This window comes from Bradyrhizobium sp. USDA 376 (assembly GCF_054063675.1).
The window spans coordinates 6,057,226-6,076,701 of sequence record NZ_JBSSGN010000001.1; the positions used below are offsets into that span (position 1 = coordinate 6,057,226).

The 19,476-nt window shown below is 65.1% G+C and carries 27 protein-coding genes; 17 read left to right on the forward strand and 10 right to left on the reverse strand.

Features of this window, described 5'->3' with window-relative positions; all coding sequences use genetic code 11:
* Positions 1–453: 453 nt before the first annotated feature.
* From minC to ACVJ19_RS28060, 4 genes are all read left to right on the forward strand, one after another.
* Positions 454–1,152, forward strand: coding sequence for a septum site-determining protein MinC (gene minC / locus ACVJ19_RS28045; RefSeq protein ID WP_453952434.1), 699 nt, complete (start codon positions 454–456; stop codon positions 1,150–1,152).
* Between the two features lie 21 nt (positions 1,153–1,173).
* Entirely contained in the window at positions 1,174–1,989 is an 816-nt protein-coding gene (gene minD, locus ACVJ19_RS28050; protein ID WP_158671528.1) for a septum site-determining protein MinD, read from the forward strand.
* Positions 1,986–2,267, forward strand: a complete 282-nt coding sequence (gene minE, locus ACVJ19_RS28055) for a cell division topological specificity factor MinE (RefSeq protein WP_326898489.1) — start codon at positions 1,986–1,988, stop codon at positions 2,265–2,267. Before minD ends, minE begins: the two co-directional genes overlap by 4 nt.
* 179 nt (positions 2,268–2,446) lie before the next feature.
* Positions 2,447–2,632, forward strand: a complete 186-nt coding sequence (locus ACVJ19_RS28060; RefSeq protein WP_453952435.1) for a hypothetical protein — start codon at positions 2,447–2,449, stop codon at positions 2,630–2,632.
* A 16-nt stretch (positions 2,633–2,648) separates the two neighbouring features.
* Here the strand turns inward: ACVJ19_RS28060 and ACVJ19_RS28065 are convergent, their stop codons facing one another.
* Together ACVJ19_RS28065 and ACVJ19_RS28070 are read right to left on the reverse strand one after the other, a co-directional pair.
* Positions 2,649–2,897, reverse strand: coding sequence for a hypothetical protein (locus tag ACVJ19_RS28065; RefSeq protein ID WP_453952437.1), 249 nt, complete (start codon positions 2,895–2,897; stop codon positions 2,649–2,651).
* 149 nt (positions 2,898–3,046) lie between these two features.
* Positions 3,047–3,439 (reverse strand): hypothetical protein, encoded by a 393-nt coding sequence (locus ACVJ19_RS28070; RefSeq protein WP_212337043.1) that lies wholly within the window; start codon positions 3,437–3,439, stop codon positions 3,047–3,049.
* 127 nt (positions 3,440–3,566) lie between these two features.
* Here ACVJ19_RS28070 and ACVJ19_RS28075 point away from each other — a divergent pair, with 127 nt between their 5' ends.
* On the forward strand, positions 3,567–4,352 hold the full coding sequence (locus ACVJ19_RS28075) for an SDR family NAD(P)-dependent oxidoreductase (RefSeq protein WP_453952438.1): 786 nt from the start codon (positions 3,567–3,569) through the stop codon (positions 4,350–4,352).
* On the opposite strand, the gene ACVJ19_RS28080 is transcribed toward ACVJ19_RS28075, so the two are convergent.
* Both ACVJ19_RS28080 and ACVJ19_RS28085 read right to left on the reverse strand, forming a co-directional pair.
* Positions 4,353–4,583, reverse strand: a complete 231-nt coding sequence (locus tag ACVJ19_RS28080; protein ID WP_200494243.1) for a DUF6894 family protein — start codon at positions 4,581–4,583, stop codon at positions 4,353–4,355. It abuts the gene before it with no gap.
* A gap of 378 nt (positions 4,584–4,961) precedes the next feature.
* Positions 4,962–6,008 carry a hypothetical protein gene (locus tag ACVJ19_RS28085; RefSeq protein ID WP_453952439.1) on the reverse strand — a complete coding sequence of 349 codons (1,047 nt, stop codon included), beginning with the start codon at positions 6,006–6,008 and terminating at the stop codon, positions 4,962–4,964.
* A 322-nt stretch (positions 6,009–6,330) separates the two neighbouring features.
* Between ACVJ19_RS28085 and ACVJ19_RS28090 the strand changes: the two genes are divergently transcribed.
* From ACVJ19_RS28090 to ACVJ19_RS28105, 4 genes are all read left to right on the forward strand, one after another.
* Positions 6,331–6,948: a L,D-transpeptidase gene (locus tag ACVJ19_RS28090; protein ID WP_453955225.1), complete on the forward strand. Its 618-nt coding sequence runs from the start codon at positions 6,331–6,333 to the stop codon at positions 6,946–6,948.
* Positions 6,949–7,058: 110 nt separating this feature from the next.
* Positions 7,059–8,045 (forward strand): hypothetical protein, encoded by a 987-nt coding sequence (locus ACVJ19_RS28095; RefSeq protein ID WP_453952440.1) that lies wholly within the window; start codon positions 7,059–7,061, stop codon positions 8,043–8,045.
* Between the two features lie 17 nt (positions 8,046–8,062).
* On the forward strand, positions 8,063–8,224 hold the full coding sequence (locus ACVJ19_RS28100) for a hypothetical protein (RefSeq protein ID WP_453952441.1): 162 nt from the start codon (positions 8,063–8,065) through the stop codon (positions 8,222–8,224).
* Positions 8,225–8,333: 109 nt separating this feature from the next.
* The gene (locus ACVJ19_RS28105) at positions 8,334–8,549 is read left to right on the forward strand and encodes a hypothetical protein (protein WP_453952442.1); all 216 of its coding nucleotides are present in this window, start codon (positions 8,334–8,336) and stop codon (positions 8,547–8,549) included.
* On the opposite strand, the gene ACVJ19_RS28110 is transcribed toward ACVJ19_RS28105, so the two are convergent.
* Together ACVJ19_RS28110 and ACVJ19_RS28115 are read right to left on the reverse strand one after the other, a co-directional pair.
* On the reverse strand, positions 8,546–8,980 hold the full coding sequence (locus ACVJ19_RS28110) for a COG4315 family predicted lipoprotein (protein WP_453952443.1): 435 nt from the start codon (positions 8,978–8,980) through the stop codon (positions 8,546–8,548). The genes ACVJ19_RS28105 and ACVJ19_RS28110 overlap by 4 nt on opposite strands.
* Before the next feature lie 116 nt (positions 8,981–9,096).
* On the reverse strand, positions 9,097–9,552 hold the full coding sequence (locus ACVJ19_RS28115) for a MarR family winged helix-turn-helix transcriptional regulator (RefSeq protein ID WP_453952444.1): 456 nt from the start codon (positions 9,550–9,552) through the stop codon (positions 9,097–9,099).
* A gap of 102 nt (positions 9,553–9,654) precedes the next feature.
* Here ACVJ19_RS28115 and ACVJ19_RS28120 point away from each other — a divergent pair, with 102 nt between their 5' ends.
* The 3 genes from ACVJ19_RS28120 (at position 9,655) to ACVJ19_RS28130 (ending at position 13,321) form a co-directional block, all read left to right on the forward strand.
* The gene (locus tag ACVJ19_RS28120; RefSeq protein ID WP_453952445.1) at positions 9,655–11,571 is read left to right on the forward strand and encodes an FAD-binding monooxygenase; all 1,917 of its coding nucleotides are present in this window, start codon (positions 9,655–9,657) and stop codon (positions 11,569–11,571) included.
* A 157-nt stretch (positions 11,572–11,728) separates the two neighbouring features.
* Positions 11,729–12,871: an SH3 domain-containing protein gene (locus ACVJ19_RS28125; protein WP_453952446.1), complete on the forward strand. Its 1,143-nt coding sequence runs from the start codon at positions 11,729–11,731 to the stop codon at positions 12,869–12,871.
* A 171-nt stretch (positions 12,872–13,042) separates the two neighbouring features.
* Positions 13,043–13,321 carry a hypothetical protein gene (locus ACVJ19_RS28130; RefSeq protein WP_211406724.1) on the forward strand — a complete coding sequence of 93 codons (279 nt, stop codon included), beginning with the start codon at positions 13,043–13,045 and terminating at the stop codon, positions 13,319–13,321.
* A gap of 19 nt (positions 13,322–13,340) precedes the next feature.
* Here the strand turns inward: ACVJ19_RS28130 and ACVJ19_RS28135 are convergent, their stop codons facing one another.
* Entirely contained in the window at positions 13,341–13,616 is a 276-nt protein-coding gene (locus ACVJ19_RS28135) for a DUF3551 domain-containing protein (RefSeq protein ID WP_453952447.1), read from the reverse strand.
* Positions 13,617–13,727: 111 nt separating this feature from the next.
* Here ACVJ19_RS28135 and ACVJ19_RS28140 point away from each other — a divergent pair, with 111 nt between their 5' ends.
* The 3 genes from ACVJ19_RS28140 to ACVJ19_RS28150 all read left to right on the forward strand — a co-directional run bounded on the left by ACVJ19_RS28140 (position 13,728) and on the right by ACVJ19_RS28150 (position 16,197).
* Positions 13,728–13,934, forward strand: a complete 207-nt coding sequence (locus ACVJ19_RS28140; RefSeq protein WP_080137812.1) for a hypothetical protein — start codon at positions 13,728–13,730, stop codon at positions 13,932–13,934.
* Positions 13,935–14,016: 82 nt separating this feature from the next.
* The gene (locus tag ACVJ19_RS28145) at positions 14,017–14,382 is read left to right on the forward strand and encodes a hypothetical protein (RefSeq protein WP_453952448.1); all 366 of its coding nucleotides are present in this window, start codon (positions 14,017–14,019) and stop codon (positions 14,380–14,382) included.
* 213 nt (positions 14,383–14,595) lie between these two features.
* Positions 14,596–16,197 (forward strand): hypothetical protein, encoded by a 1,602-nt coding sequence (locus ACVJ19_RS28150; RefSeq protein ID WP_453952449.1) that lies wholly within the window; start codon positions 14,596–14,598, stop codon positions 16,195–16,197.
* 13 nt (positions 16,198–16,210) lie between these two features.
* Here the strand turns inward: ACVJ19_RS28150 and ACVJ19_RS28155 are convergent, their stop codons facing one another.
* The 3 genes from ACVJ19_RS28155 to ACVJ19_RS28165 form a co-directional block, all read right to left on the reverse strand.
* Positions 16,211–16,780, reverse strand: coding sequence for a TetR/AcrR family transcriptional regulator (locus ACVJ19_RS28155; protein ID WP_453955226.1), 570 nt, complete (start codon positions 16,778–16,780; stop codon positions 16,211–16,213).
* Positions 16,780–17,124 (reverse strand): DMT family transporter, encoded by a 345-nt coding sequence (locus ACVJ19_RS28160; protein WP_084803372.1) that lies wholly within the window; start codon positions 17,122–17,124, stop codon positions 16,780–16,782. The genes ACVJ19_RS28155 and ACVJ19_RS28160 overlap by 1 nt, the downstream gene beginning before the upstream one ends.
* A gap of 187 nt (positions 17,125–17,311) precedes the next feature.
* Positions 17,312–17,977 carry an O-methyltransferase gene (locus ACVJ19_RS28165; protein WP_453952450.1) on the reverse strand — a complete coding sequence of 222 codons (666 nt, stop codon included), beginning with the start codon at positions 17,975–17,977 and terminating at the stop codon, positions 17,312–17,314.
* Between the two features lie 97 nt (positions 17,978–18,074).
* Between ACVJ19_RS28165 and ACVJ19_RS28170 the strand changes: the two genes are divergently transcribed.
* Both ACVJ19_RS28170 and ACVJ19_RS28175 read left to right on the forward strand, forming a co-directional pair.
* On the forward strand, positions 18,075–18,719 hold the full coding sequence (locus ACVJ19_RS28170; RefSeq protein WP_453952451.1) for a TetR family transcriptional regulator: 645 nt from the start codon (positions 18,075–18,077) through the stop codon (positions 18,717–18,719).
* A gap of 94 nt (positions 18,720–18,813) precedes the next feature.
* Complete coding sequence (locus ACVJ19_RS28175; RefSeq protein WP_453952452.1) at positions 18,814–19,455, forward strand: FMN-binding negative transcriptional regulator; 642 nt, start codon at positions 18,814–18,816, stop codon at positions 19,453–19,455.
* The last annotated feature ends 21 nt before the right edge of the window (positions 19,456–19,476 follow it).

Genomic DNA, 19,476 nt, shown 5'->3' on the forward strand with positions numbered 1-19,476 from the left:
AAGCCGGATGGCATGAGCGTGTCAATGCGCGATGATTGAGGCTGTGATCAAAATCGACGCGAGCAAAGGAGGAGGAGTGGGGGCTCGCTCCGCCCTCCATCATTGCGAGCGCAGCGAAGCAATCAGAGCCTCTCTGCGAAGGCAGTCTGGATTGCTTCGCTATGCTCGCAATGACGACCTTGATGCAGTTGCGCGCTAATCTATCACCGTCACCCTGAGGCGGCCGCTCCTTCAGCGGCCCTCGAAGGGCGACGGGCCCGGCTGCCAGCTCGGCCGTGCATCCTTCGAGGCTCCCCATGGGACGCGTTGCGTCCCATGCCTCGCACCTCAGGATGACGGGATAGGGAGCGCCGGCCGCCGATCCCCCCACGTAACCCACGGAGAAATTAACCGGCCGTTAACCAAATCCGCCGCATCGTTAACCATTCAATAACGGGGAACGAGTCGGCCGCTATGGAGGCTGCAGCAAAAGTCCAACGTCAGATGGTGCGCCTGCGCGGGCGTTCCTATGTGGCCTTCGTGTTCGTGCCGACGGTTCCGGTCCAGGACTGGCTCCAGGAGATCGACGCCACCATCGCGCGGTCGCCGGGCTTCTTTGCGGGTCGGCCCGTGGTGATCGACCTGTCCTCGGTCGATCTCAGCCAGGCCGGCATCGGCCATCTGCTCACGAGCCTTCAGGACCGCAACATCCGCGTGCTCGGCATCGAGGGCGTCGACGAGGGAAGGCTGACCCCGATGATGCCGCCGCTGCTGTCGGGGGGGCGCAGCTGCGTGGTCGAGCCGACCGCGGCCAAGAAGCCTGAGGCGAAAGCCGAGGCCAAGCCGACCTCGCTGCTGCTGGAGGCCCCCGTGCGCTCTGGCCAGACCGTGATCTTCCCCGAAGGCGACGTCACGATTCTCGGCTCGGTCGGGTCCGGCGCCGAGGTCGTCGCCGGCGGCTCCATCCACATCTACGGCGCGCTGCGCGGCCGCGCCATGGCGGGCGTGAACGGTCACACGAGCGCGCGCATCTATTGCCAGAAGATCGAGGCCGAACTGCTTGCAATTGATGGGTTTTACCAGACTGCGGACGACATCGACGCCGCCCTGCGCGGCAAGCCGGCGCAGGCCTGGCTGCAGGGGAATACCATGCGAATTACAGCACTGAACTGACCAGCAAAGGAGACATTTCAGATGAGTAAGGTACTGGTCGTGACATCAGGCAAGGGCGGCGTCGGCAAGACGACGACGACCGCCGCGCTGGGAGCCGCGCTGGCGCAGCGCGGCGACAAGGTCGTCGTCGTCGATTTCGACGTCGGCCTGCGCAACCTCGACCTCGTGATGGGCGCCGAACGCCGCGTCGTGTTCGACCTCATCAACGTGGTGCAGGGCGTCGCCAAGCTGCCGCAGGCCCTGATCCGCGACAAGCGGCTGGAGAACCTCTGGCTGCTGCCGGCTTCGCAAACCCGCGACAAGGACGCGCTGACGGAGGAGGGCGTCGGCAAGGTCATCGCCGACCTGCGCAGCCGGTTCGACTGGGTGATCTGCGACAGCCCGGCCGGCATCGAGCGCGGCGCCTCCATGGCGATGCGCTTTGCGGATGAAGCCGTGATCGTCACCAATCCGGAAGTCTCTTCGGTGCGCGATTCCGATCGCATCATCGGCATGCTCGATTCCAAGACCGTGCGGGCCGAGAAGGGCGAGCGGGTCGAAAAGCACATCCTCATCACCCGCTACGATCCCTCCCGCGCCGCGCGCGGCGAGATGCTGACCATCGACGACATCCTCGAGATCCTGGCAACGCCGTTGCTCGGCATCATCCCCGAGAGCCAGGACGTGTTGAAGGCCTCCAACGTCGGCACGCCGGTGACCCTGTCGAACGCGGATGGAGCGCCTGCGCGGGCCTATATGGACGCGGCCAAGCGCCTTTGCGGCGAGAACGTGACGATGCACGTTCCCGCCGAACGCAGAGGTCTGATGGATCGTCTGCTGCGACGGAGGGCTGCATGAGCATGGGTCTGCTTCGACTTCTCCGCGGTAACAAGGCCTCGGCACCCGTCGCGCGCGAACGGCTGCAGATCCTGCTTGCCCATGAACGCGGAATGCGCGGCCAGCCCGATCTGCTCGGTGTGCTGCGTGAGGAAATTCTCGCCGTCGTGTCCAAGCATGTGACGCTGGACCCGACCAAGGTGATCGTGCGGCTCGAACGCGGCGACGAGGTGTCGACCCTGGAGGTCGATATCGAGGTGCCCAACGACATCGAGCGCAAGCGCGTGGCGGTCGCGTAGGGGACGCGGCCGAAGACTTCCAATCTTGGGGTGGGTGAGAAGGCGGTCCGCCGGGCATGGCGGGCCGCCTTTGTCATGTGTGCTGGTATGAACGGAACGGGGCCCGGGACTCGGTCGTTTTAGGACATGCACGGGGGCGATCGAGCGAACCCGTGGTTTCGTCAAACGGGAGAGCGCCCATGATGTCCGAGGTCCAGGTCCACACCGTTGCACGGCAGATGCTCGAACAGCACGGTTTTGCTGCGATTGCGAAGGCCGCGGAGCAGGCCCAGGCCTGTGAGGGCCGCGGCGAGGCCGATGAGGCCAAGGAATGGCGCCACATCGAGGCCGCCATGAAGATCATGCGCGGCCCCACCCAGGGCTGACCGAGGAAACGGGCTGTCAGCGGTCCTCGTGATCCGTTCCCTGTGCCGGGGCGCGGTGTTGCGTCTGCGGCTGCCCGCGTTCGCCTGTCTCCTTGCAGGGAAGCTGCTCCCACGTTCCGTCCGGCGCCTGCTGATAGGCGCTGCACGATGACGAGGTCGATTTGTCATCGCCTTTCTGGGTGCCGGTGTTTCTTGCGAAGGCCGGGGCGGCCATCGCTGTGCTGGCCGCGAGCGCAGCGGCAAGGACGAAGTAGGCAATCCGCATGGGCGTCTCCTGTTCGAAGAGGCCGCATGCTGGCGAGGAATGTGACGATTGTTGGCCACGGCGGCAGTTCCGCCGTGGCGTGCTTAACGCCGGGAAGGACCCGCCGAAGGCAATATCCGCGAACCGGCGCCCATTTCGCTCGTAACGCTTTAGCCGCCCTTGCTGCGGATCAGGCCGGCGAGGTTGGTCTTCTGCGCTTCGCACCAGCCGGGCATGCCGAGGCGGCGCTGGTCCATATCGGTGGCCTGCGTCGCGACTGCGACCTCGGCCATCAGATCGTCGTCCTGCTTCTCGCCCATCTTGCCGCCGGTGTGCATCCAGGCGATCGCCTTGCGCACCTTCTCGGTGGTGCCGTCGGGCAGCTGCATCTGCTGCGCTTTCTGCACGAGGTCCTGATAGACGAGATCGGTGCCCGGACATTCGACCTTGGCGGCGAAGGCCTGCAAGACCATCGTCACATAGGTCGCCCGCGGCGGCGCGTCGCCCGCCTGTGCCGGCGCGGCGAGCAGCAAAAGGCCCGTCATCAGAAAACCAGTGCGCATCCTTGGTACCTCCTCGATTTTTGGGGAGGCTAGCGTCCGACGCGCCGCTCCGCAATGGTGCCGGGACGCAATTGTCGCTCCGTGGCGCGGTGCGCTATCGTGGCGGGCCCCAGCCTCGGAGAGCGACATGAGCCTGTTCAGCGCGCCGTTCGATCCCGCAACCGATACGGCGCTCGTCACCGGCGCAGGCAACGGCATCGGCCGCGCGATCGCGCAAGCCCTGGTCGGGGAGGGCGTGCGAACCGTGTTTGCCGATATCAGCGCGGACCGGGTGAGTGCCGCAATCAGCGCGAGCGAGAGGCCCGAACGCGCGGTGCCATGGGTCGGCGATCTCGCAGGGCTCGAGGCCTGCGATGCGCTGTTGGCCGCCTCTCATGCTGCGCTGGGGCAGGTGACACATTTCGTGCATAGCGCCTCGCCGCCGCGGCGCGAGGCCGATCATGCGCTCGCGGTCGATCGCAGGACCTGGCAGGAGATGCACGCCGTCAATCTCGATGCCGGCTTTCATCTGGCGCGCGAGATCGCAAAGCAGCTGATCGCAGCGAAGCGGCCCGGCTCGTTCCTGTTCCTCACCTCGCTGCATGCGGGCACGCCGCGCAACCTGCCGCATTACTCGACGGCGAAGGCGGGAATGGCGATGCTGGTGAAGGAGCTGGCGAAGACTTTCGGGCGGCACAACATCCGCGTCAACGCGCTGGTGCCGGGTGCAATCGCCGCGGGCGGGTTCGTCGCGGATGCTTCGCTGGCGAGACACATTCCGCTCGGGCGTCTCGGCGAGGCGAGCGACCTTGCGCCGATGGCGCTGAGCGTGTTGTCGAACAAGCTCTCAGGTTACGTCACCGGCGCGGCCTTCGTCGTCGACGGCGGGCTGTCGCTGACGAACTGGTTCGAAGCGCCGGTGCTGGAAGAGTAACTAGCGCTGCCAGGCCGGCACGGGATCGAGCGGCGTGCGATAGACTTCGTTGTGATCGCGGTCGGTGACGCGCACCGCGCAGCCCTTCTGCTGCAGCTCCGGCTTCACCTGCGACAGCTCGCATGCCAGTTGATCGGCGCGATCGGAGGCAACCTCGATGTCCTCGAGGATGATTCCGCCCTGGTTCTTGAACTCTTCACCAACCACAAGATCGAAGGAGTAGTAAGGCATCCGTAGTCCCCCGGTTTGACGACTAAGTCTCAGTTGCAAGTCTTGAAAACAAGTCTTCAACGGAAGTCCCGACACGTTTCGGATGGTACCACTGAGTCGATCTTTATCGAATGAACAAGCCGCACAATCTCTGTGCCTATGGCGCAGAAATGATGTGCAGCACGTGAGCTCGGTAAGGTTTTATTAAATATGTCGGCGCGATCATAAGGCATGGAATTGCAACAGAACCGGGCTCCGGGAACCGGCAGTTGCAAGAGAAGGCCGGCGGCATAAATCCCGACGGCCTTTTCTCATGGAAACGATCGAAGCATCGTTTCCCGTAGTAACCCGGACTCAACGCATCACATCGACTCGGACAGCGTTCGTGACGTTGTTGCTCTAGCGCAGCGGCATCGGCGGACGCACGACAGGTCCATCGTCATCGGCAACTGCTTGCGTCGTCGTGACCGGTGCAGGCGGCGGCGCCGCGGCTGCTTGCGACGGTGGCGGTGCAAGCGGCGCAGGTGAGTAAGCCGGCATGTAGGTGTGCGACACGGCCGGCTTCGGCTTGCGAACCGGCGGCGGCGTCGGCACTGGTGCGCGCGGCGGCAGCGCGGACACGCGTGCGCGCGGATCGACGGGCGGCTTCGCTTCGACGACCGGCTTCGGCGCAGGCGGCTTCGCCATCTCGCGTGCCATCTGCTCCTGGCCGGCCTTCAGCTCGGCGATGTTGGCCTTGAGTGTTTCGATCTGCTGCGCCATGGCCGCGAGATCTCGCGTCATCGATTGTACCGACTGTGCTGCGTCGGTCTGCGTCGCCGCGGGCGCGGCTGCTGCAACCTGAGCTGCAGGCGGACTTGCAGGTTGATCGGCCGCAGCTTGCGCCGCAGGTTGATCGATCGGTTGATCAGTTGCAGCTTGCGCCGCCGGCGGGACCGCCTGCGCGGCGGCGACCGGTGCCGTCTGCGATGCCGAAGGCAGCAGCGAGGTCAAGACCGGTGTCCACTCGGCGAGCATGTGCCTGGCGGTATCGCCGTGCTTCTCCCAGGCAACCGTGGCAGCCGCGCTGCCGCCCGCAAACAGGAACGTGACGAAGGCGCCGCGCAGCCACTTACGGGCAGCGGAACGTTTGGGCCGGCTGGGACCATCGCCGGCCGCGACGCGCACGGCGGTATCGACCGGGGGTACTGAAGTGGGCGGCTCCGAGACAGGACTGAACTTCGGCTCGGGGCTGAACTTCGGCTCGGAATTGATTTTGGGCTCCGGCGCGAATTTCGGCTCCGGGCGGGGCGTGATGTCGGGCGCCAGCGCCGGCGCCACGCTGGTGGGGCGCGAGGCCATGATGATCTCGGGCGAGATCTGAATCGCATCGTGCGGATCGTTGTCCTTGACCGTGTCCTTCACGATCTCATCGACGATTTGCTTGCTGTTCAGCGTTGCGAGCATCGCAGCTCCTTTGAAGCCTCCATCGTTTCGCATTGGCGCGAGCCGATCAGTTGAGAGGAGCCCATCCAACCTGATGAGCCCGGGCAGATGACGCACGAGTCCAGCCGGGTTTGACCAAAGCAAGGCGAGGGGATGGAGATGATGCGACGCTCTTCCGCCGTTTGTGGTGATGGAACCCGGCTGATCGAACACGCGCAATTGTTCCGGTCTGCCTTGTTTTCAGCACGATTTGGGCAGCATCTAGCGGTGCTGGGGGGCGCTGCTATCCGCTATCGGGGGGCCGGTGGTGCCAAGATCTGTTCTCGCTTTCTTCGTCGTTGCCATGCTGCCGCTCGGCGGTTGCATGCAGACGACGCTTTCGCCGTCGACCAACGCGAGCATGACGCCGCGCGACCGGCAGTTGCTCGCGCATACGCCTTACGCCCAGGCGAGCGTGCCTGAGCAATATCTGCGTCATATCGTCGATTATCCGCGCAAGGAGATGCCGGGCACGATCCTGGTCGATACCGATGCGCGGTATCTCTATTTCGTGCTGCCCGACGGCAAGGCGATCCGCTACGGCGTCGCGGTCGGTGAGGAGGCGATGGCCTTCTCCGGCGTTGCGCGCGTCGGCCGCCTCGCGGAATGGCCCGACTGGGTGCCGACGGCGGACATCCAGGCGCGGCTTGGACCATATCCGGCGCGCGTGCCCGGTGGTCCCGCCAATCCGCTGGGCGCGCGCGGCATCTATCTCTATGTCGGCAACAAGGACACGCTCTACCGCATCCACGGCACCAACCAGCCCGAATATATCGGGCAGGCGATCTCGTCGGGCTGCATCCGGATGCGCAACGAGGACGTGATCGATCTCTACGACCGGGTGAAGCTCAATTCGACCGTCGTGGTGCTGCCGCCCGGACAGAATGCGCAGGCCGGACCAGGCGCGCGCTGGCGCGGATAGGGCGTTCGGGCGAGGAGCACCGGCGCGCTGCTTGCGGACAATTTTACCCATTGTCTTGCGCGGGCCGTAACGCTTCGTGTCTAGCGTGCAGCGAGCAAGGGGTTGCTCGCATGTATCTCGTCAAGAATTCGCCGCGCGCGCTGTTCGCCGCGCTGATTCCGGTCGCCATCGTCGAAGCTGTGCTGATGGTCTTTGCCATCGCCGGTGGGCAGGTGACCGATCCCGCAGGCACACCGGCGCCGGACCAGATCCTGGTGCTGTTCGCGGGCCGCATGGCCATCAATGCGGCCTTCCTGTTTGCCGGGCACATCGTGCTGAGGCAATGGACAATCTCGAGCCGGCTCGCCTATGGGCTGATGGGCGGCGTCATGGCCGCGGTGAGCTACGGCATTGCCATCCGCAACCACATCCAGCTGACCGCACCCGGCGACGGTACGGTGGTGACGATCGGTCTGTTGCCGACGATCGCGGGAATGATCGGCGGTTTCCTCTATGGTCAATTTGCCGGTCTTAGTCCGGTTGCACGCGCGGCCGGCGCGACTCCTGCCGCTGACGCACCGGCGGCGCCGCCGCCAATCATCTTCGACGGACCGGTCCGGGTCCGCACCTCGATCGCCGGCATCGCGATCGCGGCCCTGATGCCGACAGTGCTCGCAACGCTTCTGCCCTACACGCTGGTGCCGCTCCTGATGAACGGTTTCGCGGACAAGAGCACCGCTCATATCTTCGCATCCGTGATCCCGGCGCAAACCTTCATGGTCATGATGGTGATCTCGGTTATTCCTTCGAGCATCTTCATGCTCTGCGTGCACCATGTCGCGCGAGCCATGAGCCGCCGCAGCGCGTGGGAATACGCGGCGATCGGAGGCGTGGCGGCGTTCGCCTGCGTGCTGCTGCTGGTATTGGTGGTGCCGATCCTCGCTGCTCTCCTGGTGCCGGCGGCATTTTGCGGCGCCCTCATGGGCGCGCTCTATCGCCGCTTCGCCGGCCTCGAGCCGTTGCCGTTGCCGGAAGCGGTGATTGCGACCGACCCGAACGCGCTGGTCGGCGCCGATCATCCGTCGCGACACCAGCACGGCGTCGTCCTCAGCAACTGATCGCCAGGGGCGGAAACGTGAAAGAGATTGCGGCGCTTGGTGCGGGAATAGCGATCGCGGCCGTGGCGGCGGCCTGGTTCATGACCGGACCCGTGGTGGTCAACGCAGAAGTCAAAACGCTGCAGGCAAGCGCGAACATGCCGGTGTTCAAGCCGGTGCCGTCGGACCTGGCGCGCTAGTACGCCGACGACGATCACATCGTTTTGAAGCGATGACGGGTGAACGGCTTCACAGCCGACCCGCTCCGATTGCGCTAGGCCTTGATGGCTCGCTGCCATTGGAGGCATCATGCAAAAATACTTTGATCCATTGAATGAGAACGACCGCCGCATTGTGCGGAAATGGCGCCTGGCCGCGTTCGGCTTTTATGGCTCCATCCTGGCCGGATTGGTCCTGTACGTCGCGCTGCACTGGAATCCGGAGGTCAATTATGCCTCGGCTGATTCCGCAGCACACGCGAAGCTCGTGGGTACGCCTGGAGGGCGCGTGCCGTTCTCGCCCTAGTTTTCAGGCCGCGCGATGTGCCACTGCAGGGTCGTGGCCGTGCCGTTGGTATCGCCCGGGGCCTTGTCGGCCGGCGAGGTGTAGAGCGGACGGTAGCGGTACGCCCACATCTTGCTACCGTCGTTGCGGTTGATCACGGTGAAGTCGCCGACCGCCCTGGCGTCGGCGGTTGCGGCCAGCGGCACCCAGCTCTCCGTGCACTTGCCGTTGCAGTTCGAGGTCTTGCCGGTCGTATCGCGCTCGTAAGTGTAGAGCGTCATGCCCTTGAGATCGACCAGCTTCGGACCCTGCTTGGTCAGCACCACCTTGGCCGGTGCGGTCGTCGCCTCGGGCTTGGGCGGAGGAGGGGCATCGCCGCCGCCATGGCCGTTCGCGAGTGCATCGCCGGTCGAGAGCGCGATGGCCGCGGCCGCAATGAGGAACCTGAACATCCCGATCTCCGAACGGCAAAGTTAATCGCGCGTTAAGCGCCGAATGGGGCCGACCGTAGCAGCCGAAGGTTAGTTCCAGGTTTCGCCGCACTGCGACGATTACGCACAAAATATGCTCATTCGCGCAGCGGGGCGCGGCTGAGCTCGTTGCCGGCGGCGATCGCCTTGCGCAGGAGCCGCATCAGCTCCTCGCCTTCCTTCGCGCTGAGTCCGCGCAGCATGATGCGCTGCGCGGACTCGACCGCCGGCGTGATCTTGCGCAGCGCGCGCCGGCCCTCGTCGGTGATCTCGAGCTCGCGGGCGCGGCGGTCGCGGGGGCTGGCCCGGCGCTCGATAAGACCCTTCTGCACCAGGCGATCGATCACGCCCGTGATGGTGGTGCGGTCATAGGCGATCAGTCCTGCGAGCGTCACCTGGTCGAGCCCCGGATTGGCCTTGATGGTCGCGAGCGCGGCGTATTGCACCGGCGTCAGGTCGAAGCCGGCATCCCCGACCTCGGCCAGGAACACCGCGACCGCGATCTGTTGGAACCGGCGCGCCAGATGCCCGGGCATGTCGTTGTTGTCTTTCACCGAATTCTCCTCGAGGGCAGGGACGGTGCGGATCATTGACAAGTATACTGATAGTCAGCATACTGAGCAATATCGAAGAAGACGTTGACGGGAGAGGTGCTCATGCAATTCCATCTGAATGGATTTCAGCCGGGCGACCCCGAGATCGCCGACCCCGCCGAGCGGATTCAGGCCGCAGGCGCAGCGGGCGCGGTGCCTGACGAGGTCGATGTCCTCATCGTCGGCTGCGGGCCCGCCGGCCTGACGCTCGCTGCACAGCTTGCTCAGTTCGGCGACATCAAGACCTGTATCGTCGAGCAGAAGCCGGGCCGCCTGCTGGTCGGGCAGGCCGACGGCATCGCCTGCCGCACCATGGAGATGTTCCACGCCTATGGCTTCAGCGAGCGCGTGCTGAAGGAGGCCTATTGGGTCAACGAGACGACATTCTGGAAGCCGGACGAGCGCATGCCGGAGACAATCGTCCGCAGCGGAAGGGTGCAGGACGTCGAGGACGGGCTGTCTGAATTCCCGCATGTCATCCTCAACCAGGCGCGCATCCATGACGGCTTTCTCGACATCATGCGCAAGGCGCCCGGCAAGCTCGAGCCCTATTACAGCCGCCGCCTGCTGGATCTCCATGTCGATCCGGCCGCAGGTCCCGCCGACCATGCCGTGACCGTGCGGCTCGAACGCGTCGATGCCGGAAACGAAGGCAAGGTCGAGACGATCAGGGCGCGCTATGTCGTCGGCTGCGACGGCGCGCGCAGCACGGTGCGCAGATCGATCGGCCGCGAGCTGCACGGCGATTCCGCCAACCATGCCTGGGGCGTGATGGACGTGCTGGCGGTGACCGATTTTCCCGACATCCGCTTCAAGTCCCTGATCCAGTCGGCCAAGGACGGCAGCCTGCTGATCATTCCGCGCGAAGGCGGCTACATGGTCCGGATCTATGTCGAGCTCGCCAAGCTCGATGTCGGCGAGCGCGTTGCCAATCGCAACATCACCGCCGACGACGTGATCGCGAAAGCGCAGCGGATCCTGAAGCCGCATACGCTCGACGTGAAGGAGATCGCCTGGTGGTCGGTCTACGAGATCGGCCAGCGCCTGACCGACAAGTTCGACGACGTGCCGGAAACGGAGATCGCCAGCCGCCTGCCGCGCATCTTCATCGCCGGCGATGCCTGCCACACCCACAGCCCGAAGGCCGGGCAGGGCATGAACGTCTCGATGCAGGACGCTTTCAATCTCGGCTGGAAGCTCGCCGCTGTTCTGCGCAAGCGGTGTGCGCCGAGCCTGCTGCATTCCTATTCAGCGGAGCGCCAGGCGGTTGCCAAGGAGCTGATCGATTTCGATCGGGAGTGGGCCGGCATTCTCGCTTCGGCCGCCAAGGCCGGCGGCGCCGATGCCGCCAAGACGCAGGACTATTTCGTCCGTCACGGGCGCTATACCGCCGGCACTGCGACGCATTATCGGCCATCGCTTCTCACCGGAGCGACGTCACATCAGCATCTCGCGCAGGGGCTTGTGATCGGCACGCGCTTCCATTCCGCGCCGGTGATCCGGCTTGCGGATGCCAAGCCGGTGCATCTCGGCCACGCCGCGCAGGCGGACGGCCGCTTCCGCATCTACGCGTTCTCGCCCGCGGAGAATCCCGCAGCGTCGGGCTCGGCCATTCGTGCCTTGTGCAATTTCCTGGCCGAATCTCGGAAATCTCCAATCCGGCGATATACGCCCAGTAGCGGCGACATCGACGGCGTGATCGATCTGCGCGCGGTGTTTCAGCAGGATCATCGCGAACTCGCCATCGAGGCGATGCCGCCGATGTTGCTTCCGAGCAAAGGCCGTTACGGCTTGTACGACTACGAAAAGATGTTCTGCCCTGACTTCAAGAGCGGTCAGGATGTCTTCGCTATGCGCGGCATCGATCGGACTGCCGGCTGCATGGTCGTGGTGCGCCCGGACCAGTATGTCGCGACCGTGCTGCCGCTCGACGATTTTGCCGGGCTCGCCTCGTACTTCGACGCTTTCATGCTGCGGTGAACTGACGCTGGAAGCGCTGCGCGCGCCGTGCCGATGAATGGCGGATGAATATTGAACTCCGCGCGTGGCGCGCTCTCAATCTTTCGGCTGCTTAGACGATGACAGACGGAACGCTCGTTCCGCCTGCGCGTTCCGTCTCGCAGAGGAGGAACACGCCATGAGACTCAGAAGCATTTTGGTTGCAGCATTGCTGCTCGCCCCAACGGCCGCGCTGGCCGCGCCGGGCATCGTCACCGTCTCGACCGGCCTGCGCGCCGGTCCAGGCTCCGGCTTTCCCCTGGTCGATCGCATCCCCGGGGGAGCCCGCGTCAACATCCATGGCTGCCTGCGCGGCAATGCCTGGTGCGACGTGAGCTTCTCCGACGATCGCGGCTGGGTGTCTTCGCAATATCTCGAATATCTCTACCGCAATCGCTACGTCTATCTCCCCGACTATGTCGACGTGATCGATGTGCCCGTCGTCCCGTTCGTGCTGACCTCGTACTGGTCGAGCTACTATGAGGGGCGGCCCTGGTATCGCCGTCACGCCTACTGGAATAATTACTGGACCTCGCATCAGCGCTTCGCCACGCGGATGACGATCGACCCGGGCGCAGCCCGCATCGGTCGTGCGGCGACGCGTGACGCGACGATCGCACTGGAACGCCAAGGCGTGCGTGGCAAGGGTGCCGCCGCGATCTCCGGACGTGACGCCGCGACCTCACGGCGCGATGCCGCGATCACGAAGCGTGACGGTGCGATCGCGACGCGCGACGCGGCGATCGCAAAGCGCGATGCTGCGATCACGACAAAGCGTGACGCCGCGATCACGACAAAGCGTGACGCCGCGATCACGAAACGTGACGCTGCGATCACGAAGCGTGACGCCGCGATCGCAAAGCGCGACGCTGCGATCACGAAACGCGACGCTGCGGTTGCCGCCGACCGGACGCGTGCCGGACGGAGCGAGCGCATCGCGCATGAGCGGACCAATGTGCAGACTCGCAGTCCCCGCGATGCTCAGGCACGTATGACGCGCGACCAGGCCGCGAGCCGCGCCGCGGTGCGTGCTCAGCCGACGCCACGTGCGCATGAAGCACCGCGTGTGTCGACTGCACCTGCCGCACGGCCCGCGACGCCGCATGTCGCGCAGCCGAATGTGAGCCACGGTGCGCCGATGAATGCCCGTGCGCAGATGCCGGCGCCGCGTGCCGCTGCGCCTGCAACGCCGCACGGCGGTGGCGGCGCTCCGCACAATGCCGCTCCGCGTGGCGGCGGTGGTCCGGCCGGCGGCCCCGGCGGCGGCCACGAGAAGCGCTAGCATTGCCTCAAGGAAAGCCCGGCCCTCGCGCCGGGCTTTCTGCTGATTTGATCCGAGTTCCCTGCGCGTACAATTTAAGAAAGTTCTTCGCGGGCAGATTTCATCGATCGTAAGATGTGTACCCAAAGATGCAATCATCCACTCGGGGCAGCGGGGCACGGGAGGATGACGATGAGACAGAGCCAGGCGGACACGCGCCGCCAAAATGTCGCGAAGCGGTCGATGACCAAAGAGGCCAAGCAGCTGGCCGGCCTGATCGCCGGACTGCGCAAGTCCCTCGATGGGATTCACAAGGAGCGGATGAGCAAAAAGCTGACCGGTGCCGAGATGGGCATGCTCGACGAGCGCCGTAACAATTTGCTGCTCACCATCGCAGCCCTCGACGATCGCCTCTCGGCGGTGCAGGGGCTGATCGATCTCGGCCGTCCCCACATCATCCGCGTCCATTGATCGGGGCGCGGACTTAAGGCTATCGGTTTCGTCGCGGCGGCGACGAGGCCAGGCCTTGCTGCCTGCTCTGGGTGGCATAGGGATTGGCGTAGCACTGCGCGGACTGCCCGGAGGCCGTCGCGGCGCACTGCGCGATCGTCGTAAAACTGCAATCGATAGTGCTGCCGTCGATGGTGTAGACCTCGATGCAGACGGGATAGCGCGGATCGTAGGTCTGCGCCGCTGCCGGCGCGCCGGCCGAGGCGATGCCGAGCAAGCCCGCGACAAGCTGAATCGCCTTCATGATCGTGCGCATGATCAAACTCCGTCGGCCCGCCGGAGCCAAGCACAATGCTGCCTGCGGATGGCACCAAATTGCCACGCTCCCGGCGAATTGCCGCCAAAGCCCGCTGCCACGAGGGGGCGGGTGCAGGGCAACGCAAGGGGATGCGCATTGGCCTACAAAATGGTCGCAGAACGCGACAATGAGAAGTACAGTTTCGCCCGCGAGAGCCGGCTCCTCATCGTGGCGAAGGCAAAAGTGTGGGCGAGCGAGGGCTGGCGGGTCGTCATCACCGACCAGGACGGCAAGGCCTACGCGCCGCCCGAATTCGATCAGCTGCTGGCGGCGTGACCGGGGAACTCTAGATTTTTGACGCGTTTTCTCGACGCGAACCGGTCATCCACTTCGCTTGAAAACGCTCTGGGGGACGACGTTGATATCGCTATTCCGACCGGGGCGCGGCCTGATCGCGCCCCTGACGATTCTTGCCGCGGCCGCCGCGCTGACGGCGACGGTTGCGTCCGCGCAAAATCTCGATGCCGGCAAGTCGCCCGAAAAACTGTTTGCCGACGGTTGCGCGACGTGCCACCGCAGCCCGCGCGGCCTCGCCAAGGGACGCTTCAGCCTGACGCTGTCCTGGTTCCTGAAGGACCATTACGCAACCAGTTCCGATTCCGCCAAGGCGCTCGCCGCGTATCTGGAATCCGTCGATGCGCAGCCGCCGCGCGCTGCGGCCAAGCCTGGCACAAAGCCGTCCAAGTCCGCGCCGCGTCCGCCCAAGCCGGTGCAGAGCCGCTAGTCACGGCCAGAGAAGATCCCGCGCGATTGCGCTCTCAATCAAAAATAGAATGAGATTGTCTGAGCTGCCGTGAGGTGGTATTAAACCTGAAGTAGTTTATGTCTATAAAGCAACCTAGATGTCCCGTCGGACAGATCTCGGGATTTGGTCGCACATCACTTTTGAGCTCGGGCGAGGGCGGGGCGGTTGAGCTCGCATCTGTGAGGTCCTCCGATGAAGCATTGGCAGTCTTTGGCCTTGATGCCGCTCGCGTTCGCCACGGCGATGCTGGTGGCGCCGCTGCGGCCGGCCGCGCAGGCGCAATCGCCGCAAGCGGCACCGCCCTATATTCCGCAGGCCAAGTTCTGCGCCAATGGCAGCAACGGGCTGTGCTCCATCGTGCCGGCCTATATCGGCCCCGATCCGGGCCTTGCGGAAACACAGGGGTACAACGGCCTTTACGGTCAGCCGCCGCAGAGCGAGAAGGCGGACGTGCAGTCGCCGTTCGACAACATGGCCTGGCAGATGTTCGTCGCACTGAACTGGGTGGCAAGCGGCGTCAAGGAGCCGGCAGCGCAGGGACTGACGCAGCCGGGCCGGCGGGTCTGGCAGGCCTATCCGACGGTCTCTTCGCTGTTCGGCAACGCGCCCGTCATCGCCGGCTGCCCGCAGGCGCTGGCTCTTCCGATCTTCCATATCGGCTCGAACGGCAAGGGCCAGCCGATGCCGAACAATGAAGAATATCTGCAGGCCGCAACCAACAAGCCGCTGATCGACGTCAACGGCAACTGGACGCTGTTCGAGCGGCGCGTCAACGAGATCGAGGCGCAATATCTGCGCGCGCCCGGCGGCCAGAAGACGCAGACGCTGACGACCAGGGCCGGCCAGCTCGAATTCATCAAGAAGAATCCTGGTGGTGCCGACTTCACGTCGTCGGCCACGGTCCCGGACGGCACCAATGGTTCGATCGAGATCAAGGCGTCGTGGCGCATCCTCGATCCGTCCAAGGACGATCCGTCAAAATTCTTCACGCAGAACATCCTGCTTGCGGTATCAGGCGATCTCGTGCGCGACGGCCGTCCGTTCTGCCGCAGCGAGCGGGTGGGGCTCGTCGGCATGCACATCCTCCAGCGCAATCCGCTGGACAAGACCAATCCGGCGCTGCGGCCGCAATGGATCTGGGCGACGTTCGAGCATGTCGACAACGCGCCGCTCGCAAACGCGCCCTGCAACGTTGCGGACGGCTGCGGCACCGACAAGGCCACGAACTGGATCAACCAGCCGAGCTGCGGGCCGGCCAGTCCCGCCCCGGGCGCGCATTTCTCGTTCTTCAACACCGGCGCGCCGTCGAGTCTCGGCACCAATATCTCGCCGCAATCGCCCGGCGTCAGCAAGACGGCATTCCCCTGGAATCCGCGCAAGCCGTATGCACTGGGCGGCACCACCAGTGCAACCGCGCAGCCACAGGCCGTGCGCTGCTGGCGGATTTATCCGACCACGTCCACCCTGAACGAGCAGTGGCGGATGGCGCTTGGCTCGCTCAAGAGCGTATTCCAGAACTACATGCTGGTCGGTACGCAATGGGGAGGCAATGTCGAACCGCCGACCCCGCCAAATCCGATTCCATCCAACGCCGTGCCGGGCATGCTGTCCAACATGACACTCGAGACCTATATCCAGAACTATCTGAGCAATGGTCCCGCAGGTCCGGGCTCCTGCGTCAGTTGCCACAACTTCGCGACGCTGGTCGATGGCAAGACCTCGGCGAATTTCAGCTTCCTGCCGGGGATCGTGGAGCCAGCATCGCTGCGTGCGAAGATCAAGACGGCGCCGTGAGCGTGGGGCGGCTCTAGCCGCGCCGATGGGTCTGCGCGATCAGCCGGTCGTGCACGGCGCGCAGATCCGCACTCATGCGCGTCTGTCCCGTCGTGACAAAGGTCAGCCAGGCGCCGTCGGCGGCGAGGCGCACGATGTGCAGCTCGGGCGTGCCGTCGGTCGCGCGGTGGCGCTTCAGCCGGGCCTTCATCCAGTCGTTCCAGAGCCGGCGCAGTGACGGATCGGTGACGACGACCATGCTCAGCGCCGCCCATGGCGTGGTGAAGCCGAAGGCCTTGCCGGTGAACACGGCATTGACATAGGCGCGCGTAAAACTGCCGCGCGGCTTGGGATCGGCTTCGATGGCAGCGTCGATCTCGGCATCGACGCGGCCGAGCAGGTCGGCGAACAGGCCCTCGATCAATGCCTGCTTGCTGCCGAAGTGATGAAATAGTCCGCCCTTGGTGACGCCGGCCGCCTCCGCCACCGCCTGCACGGTGACGCCGGCGACGCCATGGTCCATGGCAATGGCCGCGGCGTGGTCGAGCAGGGCGCGCCGCACCTGTTCGGGCTGCTTGGCGCGGGTATAGGCGTTTCCCGGCATCAATGCACCGTCGTCTCCGAGAACAGGTTGATGATCACGACCCCGGATACGATCAAGGCGATGCCGACGAAGGCCGCCGCGTCCAGCATCTGGCGGAACAGCACGAAGGAGACGGTCGCGGTCAGGATGATGCCGACCCCGCCCCAGATCGCATAGGCGATGCTCAAGGGGATAACCCGGATCGCGACCGACAGCGCGTAGAACGAGGCGACGTAGAACAGCACCATGGCAAGCGTCGGCCAAGGCCGCGTGAATTGTGCGGACTGCTGCAGGAAGGCGGACGCGGTGACCTCGAAGACGATGGCGAGGGCAAGCGCTGCATAGGCGTTGAAGGCGGAGGTCATGTCGGGCTCGGGCATGGGCAAGAAAGATACCGCGCGGTAGGTATCTTTAGCATGCGGGGCTTGGCTTTGCGGTCAGCAATTATCACGTGTGAGTGACGAGCCTGCGACACCCCGGAACCCGGCATGAAGCTGCCGCGGGGTGAATCGTGCGGCGGCTTCAAGCTCTTATGGTGGTTCCGATACGGCGCTAGTCGATCCGCACGGAAAGTTCGACGTCTTCGGCAAAGGGCGTGGACAAATAGCCGCTGCCGGGCGCGCGCACCCGCGCCAGATAGCCGGGACTGTCGTCGGCGTTATCGGCGACGATGATCGCACCCGGCCTGAGATGGCCTTCGACCAGATCCAGGATCTCAGGGTAGAGCGCTTTGGCGCCGTCGAGCAGCACGAGATCGATCGTATCGGGCAGATCGGCACTGAGCGTTTGCAGCGCATCGCCCTCGCGGATTTCGACGAGGTCGATCAAGCCGCCGGCCGACAGGTTCGTCCGCGCCCGCGCCGCTTTCGACGGCTCGAACTCGCTGGTGACGAGGCGGCCGCCGCCATTGTCGCGCAAACCTGCGGCAAGGTGCAGGGTCGAGATACCGAACGAGGTACCGAACTCGACGATCGCTTTGGCGCGGGAGCTGCGCGCCAGCATATAGAGCAGCGAACCGGTCTCGCGTGAGACCGCGAGCGGCGCGTCCTTCAGACGTCCATAGAGATCGCGATAGTCGGTCTTGCTCCGCAGCATCCGCGCCTGTTCGGCATCGGACAGATCCGCGACGGCTGCGTGCGTTGCGCCGCTTGCTGCCTCGGCCTCGATGAAGAGGCGATCCAGCAGCGGCGCAAGCGATGTGATGGTCGGGGTGGTCATTCGAGGTCTCCAGGGTTGGCGGCGAAGCGTGTGCTTGCGTCGAAGCTGAAATACGACTAATTCGTCGCATTCGCTATTCGCATTGCCCGAGGGCGCCATGGCCGATCGCCGAAGCCGTTCAGTTTCCTCACGAAAACAGCCGCAACAGGCCCGCTCCACGGAGCTGGTGGCGGCCATTCTGGATGCGGCTGTTCAGGTCCTGGCGAAGGAGGGCGCGCAGCGTTTTACCACGGCGCGGGTGGCGGAGCGGGCCGGGGTGAGCGTCGGCTCGCTCTATCAATATTTTCCGAACAAGGCGGCGATCCTGTTCCGCCTCCAGAGCGATGAATGGCGGCGCACGAGCGACATGCTGCGCGGCATCCTCGCGGACGGTGCGAAGGCGCCGCCGCTGCGGCTGCGCGCGCTGGTTCATGCCTTCATCCGCTCCGAGTGCGAGGAGGCCGCGATCCGCACCGCCCTCAGCGACGCCGCTCCGCTCTATCGCGATGCGCCCGAGGCGCAGGATGCGAGGGCTGCCGGCAAGGGCATCGTCGCGGCCTTCATGCGGGAAGCGCTGCCCAAGGCAACGGAGGCGACGCGCGCTCTCGCCGGCGAGCTGATCACGACGACGCTGAGCGAGGTCGGCAAGAGGTTCTCGGAGGCGCCTCGCAGCGAAACGGAGATCGTGCGCCAGGCCGACGGACTGGCCGACATGTTCTGCGCCTATCTCGGCGAGCTTGCGCGGCGCCGAAATCATTCCTGACATCCGCGTTTCGCAGGCCGATATCGTTTCGGCCTGAGCCGCATGATGGGTTAGCCTTGCCTCGTCCTTCGTCGAACAGATCGAGCGCCGCGCCATGCATGTCCTCCGTCCCCAATTCCGCATCGAGGAGCAGCGTGCACTGGAATTCGCCGGGCAACGCGGCTTCGGCGTGGTCGTAGCGGCGGATGAGCGCGGGCCGCGTGCCTCGCACGTGCCGTTCGTGCTGGCAGAACGCGACGGACGCGCCATCGTGCAGATCCACCTCACCGCCAAAAATCCGCTCGTTCCGCTGGCAGATGGCGCGCGGCGATTCCTGCTGATCGTCGCCGGCGACGATGCTTACATTTCCAATGACTGGTATGCCTCGCCGGACAACGTCTCGACTTGGCTCTACGAGGCCGTGCACCTGTCGGGCGTGGCGCATCTGCGCGGGCTGGACGAGAACCGCGAGCACGGCGATGCGCTGCTCGCGGTCGCCGAGGCGCGGTTGCCGAAGGCCCCTTGGGACCTCGCGCAGATGGAGCCGGAGAAGCGCGAGAGCATGCTGGCTGCGATCCGCGTCATCGATTTCGTGGTCGATACCGTCGAAGGGCAGGCCAAGCTCAACCAGCACAAGAGCGATGCGGATCATGTCGCGATCGCGGGCCGCCTGGCGCGGTCGGAGGAGACGGGGCATCGGCGGCTGGCGCGGAAGATGCAGGCGCTGCGCCCGGGGCTTGGGTACGATTTTTCGTGATCCGGGCGGCGCTTGCCTTGC

Coding starts and splice junctions, on each gene's coding strand:
- ACVJ19_RS28160 (WP_084803372.1), bottom strand. CDS start 17,124: ATGACCTCCGCCTTCAACGCCTATGCAGCGCTTGCCCTCGCCATCGTC.
- ACVJ19_RS28095 (WP_453952440.1), top strand. CDS start 7,059: ATGTATCTCGTCAAGAATTCGCCGCGCGCGCTGTTCGCCGCGCTGATT.
- ACVJ19_RS28080 (WP_200494243.1), bottom strand. CDS start 4,583: ATGCCTTACTACTCCTTCGATCTTGTGGTTGGTGAAGAGTTCAAGAAC.
- ACVJ19_RS28110 (WP_453952443.1), bottom strand. CDS start 8,980: ATGTTCAGGTTCCTCATTGCGGCCGCGGCCATCGCGCTCTCGACCGGC.
- ACVJ19_RS28105 (WP_453952442.1), top strand. CDS start 8,334: ATGCAAAAATACTTTGATCCATTGAATGAGAACGACCGCCGCATTGTG.
- ACVJ19_RS28175 (WP_453952452.1), top strand. CDS start 18,814: ATGCATGTCCTCCGTCCCCAATTCCGCATCGAGGAGCAGCGTGCACTG.
- ACVJ19_RS28075 (WP_453952438.1), top strand. CDS start 3,567: ATGAGCCTGTTCAGCGCGCCGTTCGATCCCGCAACCGATACGGCGCTC.
- ACVJ19_RS28135 (WP_453952447.1), bottom strand. CDS start 13,616: ATGCGCACGATCATGAAGGCGATTCAGCTTGTCGCGGGCTTGCTCGGC.
- ACVJ19_RS28065 (WP_453952437.1), bottom strand. CDS start 2,897: ATGCGGATTGCCTACTTCGTCCTTGCCGCTGCGCTCGCGGCCAGCACA.
- ACVJ19_RS28170 (WP_453952451.1), top strand. CDS start 18,075: ATGGCCGATCGCCGAAGCCGTTCAGTTTCCTCACGAAAACAGCCGCAA.
- minC (WP_453952434.1), top strand. CDS start 454: ATGGAGGCTGCAGCAAAAGTCCAACGTCAGATGGTGCGCCTGCGCGGG.
- ACVJ19_RS28060 (WP_453952435.1), top strand. CDS start 2,447: ATGATGTCCGAGGTCCAGGTCCACACCGTTGCACGGCAGATGCTCGAA.
- ACVJ19_RS28130 (WP_211406724.1), top strand. CDS start 13,043: ATGAGACAGAGCCAGGCGGACACGCGCCGCCAAAATGTCGCGAAGCGG.
- ACVJ19_RS28070 (WP_212337043.1), bottom strand. CDS start 3,439: ATGCGCACTGGTTTTCTGATGACGGGCCTTTTGCTGCTCGCCGCGCCG.
- ACVJ19_RS28165 (WP_453952450.1), bottom strand. CDS start 17,977: ATGACCACCCCGACCATCACATCGCTTGCGCCGCTGCTGGATCGCCTC.
- ACVJ19_RS28150 (WP_453952449.1), top strand. CDS start 14,596: ATGAAGCATTGGCAGTCTTTGGCCTTGATGCCGCTCGCGTTCGCCACG.
- ACVJ19_RS28155 (WP_453955226.1), bottom strand. CDS start 16,780: ATGCCGGGAAACGCCTATACCCGCGCCAAGCAGCCCGAACAGGTGCGG.
- minD (WP_158671528.1), top strand. CDS start 1,174: ATGAGTAAGGTACTGGTCGTGACATCAGGCAAGGGCGGCGTCGGCAAG.
- ACVJ19_RS28125 (WP_453952446.1), top strand. CDS start 11,729: ATGAGACTCAGAAGCATTTTGGTTGCAGCATTGCTGCTCGCCCCAACG.
- ACVJ19_RS28120 (WP_453952445.1), top strand. CDS start 9,655: ATGCAATTCCATCTGAATGGATTTCAGCCGGGCGACCCCGAGATCGCC.
- ACVJ19_RS28090 (WP_453955225.1), top strand. CDS start 6,331: ATGCTGCCGCTCGGCGGTTGCATGCAGACGACGCTTTCGCCGTCGACC.
- minE (WP_326898489.1), top strand. CDS start 1,986: ATGAGCATGGGTCTGCTTCGACTTCTCCGCGGTAACAAGGCCTCGGCA.
- ACVJ19_RS28085 (WP_453952439.1), bottom strand. CDS start 6,008: ATGCTCGCAACGCTGAACAGCAAGCAAATCGTCGATGAGATCGTGAAG.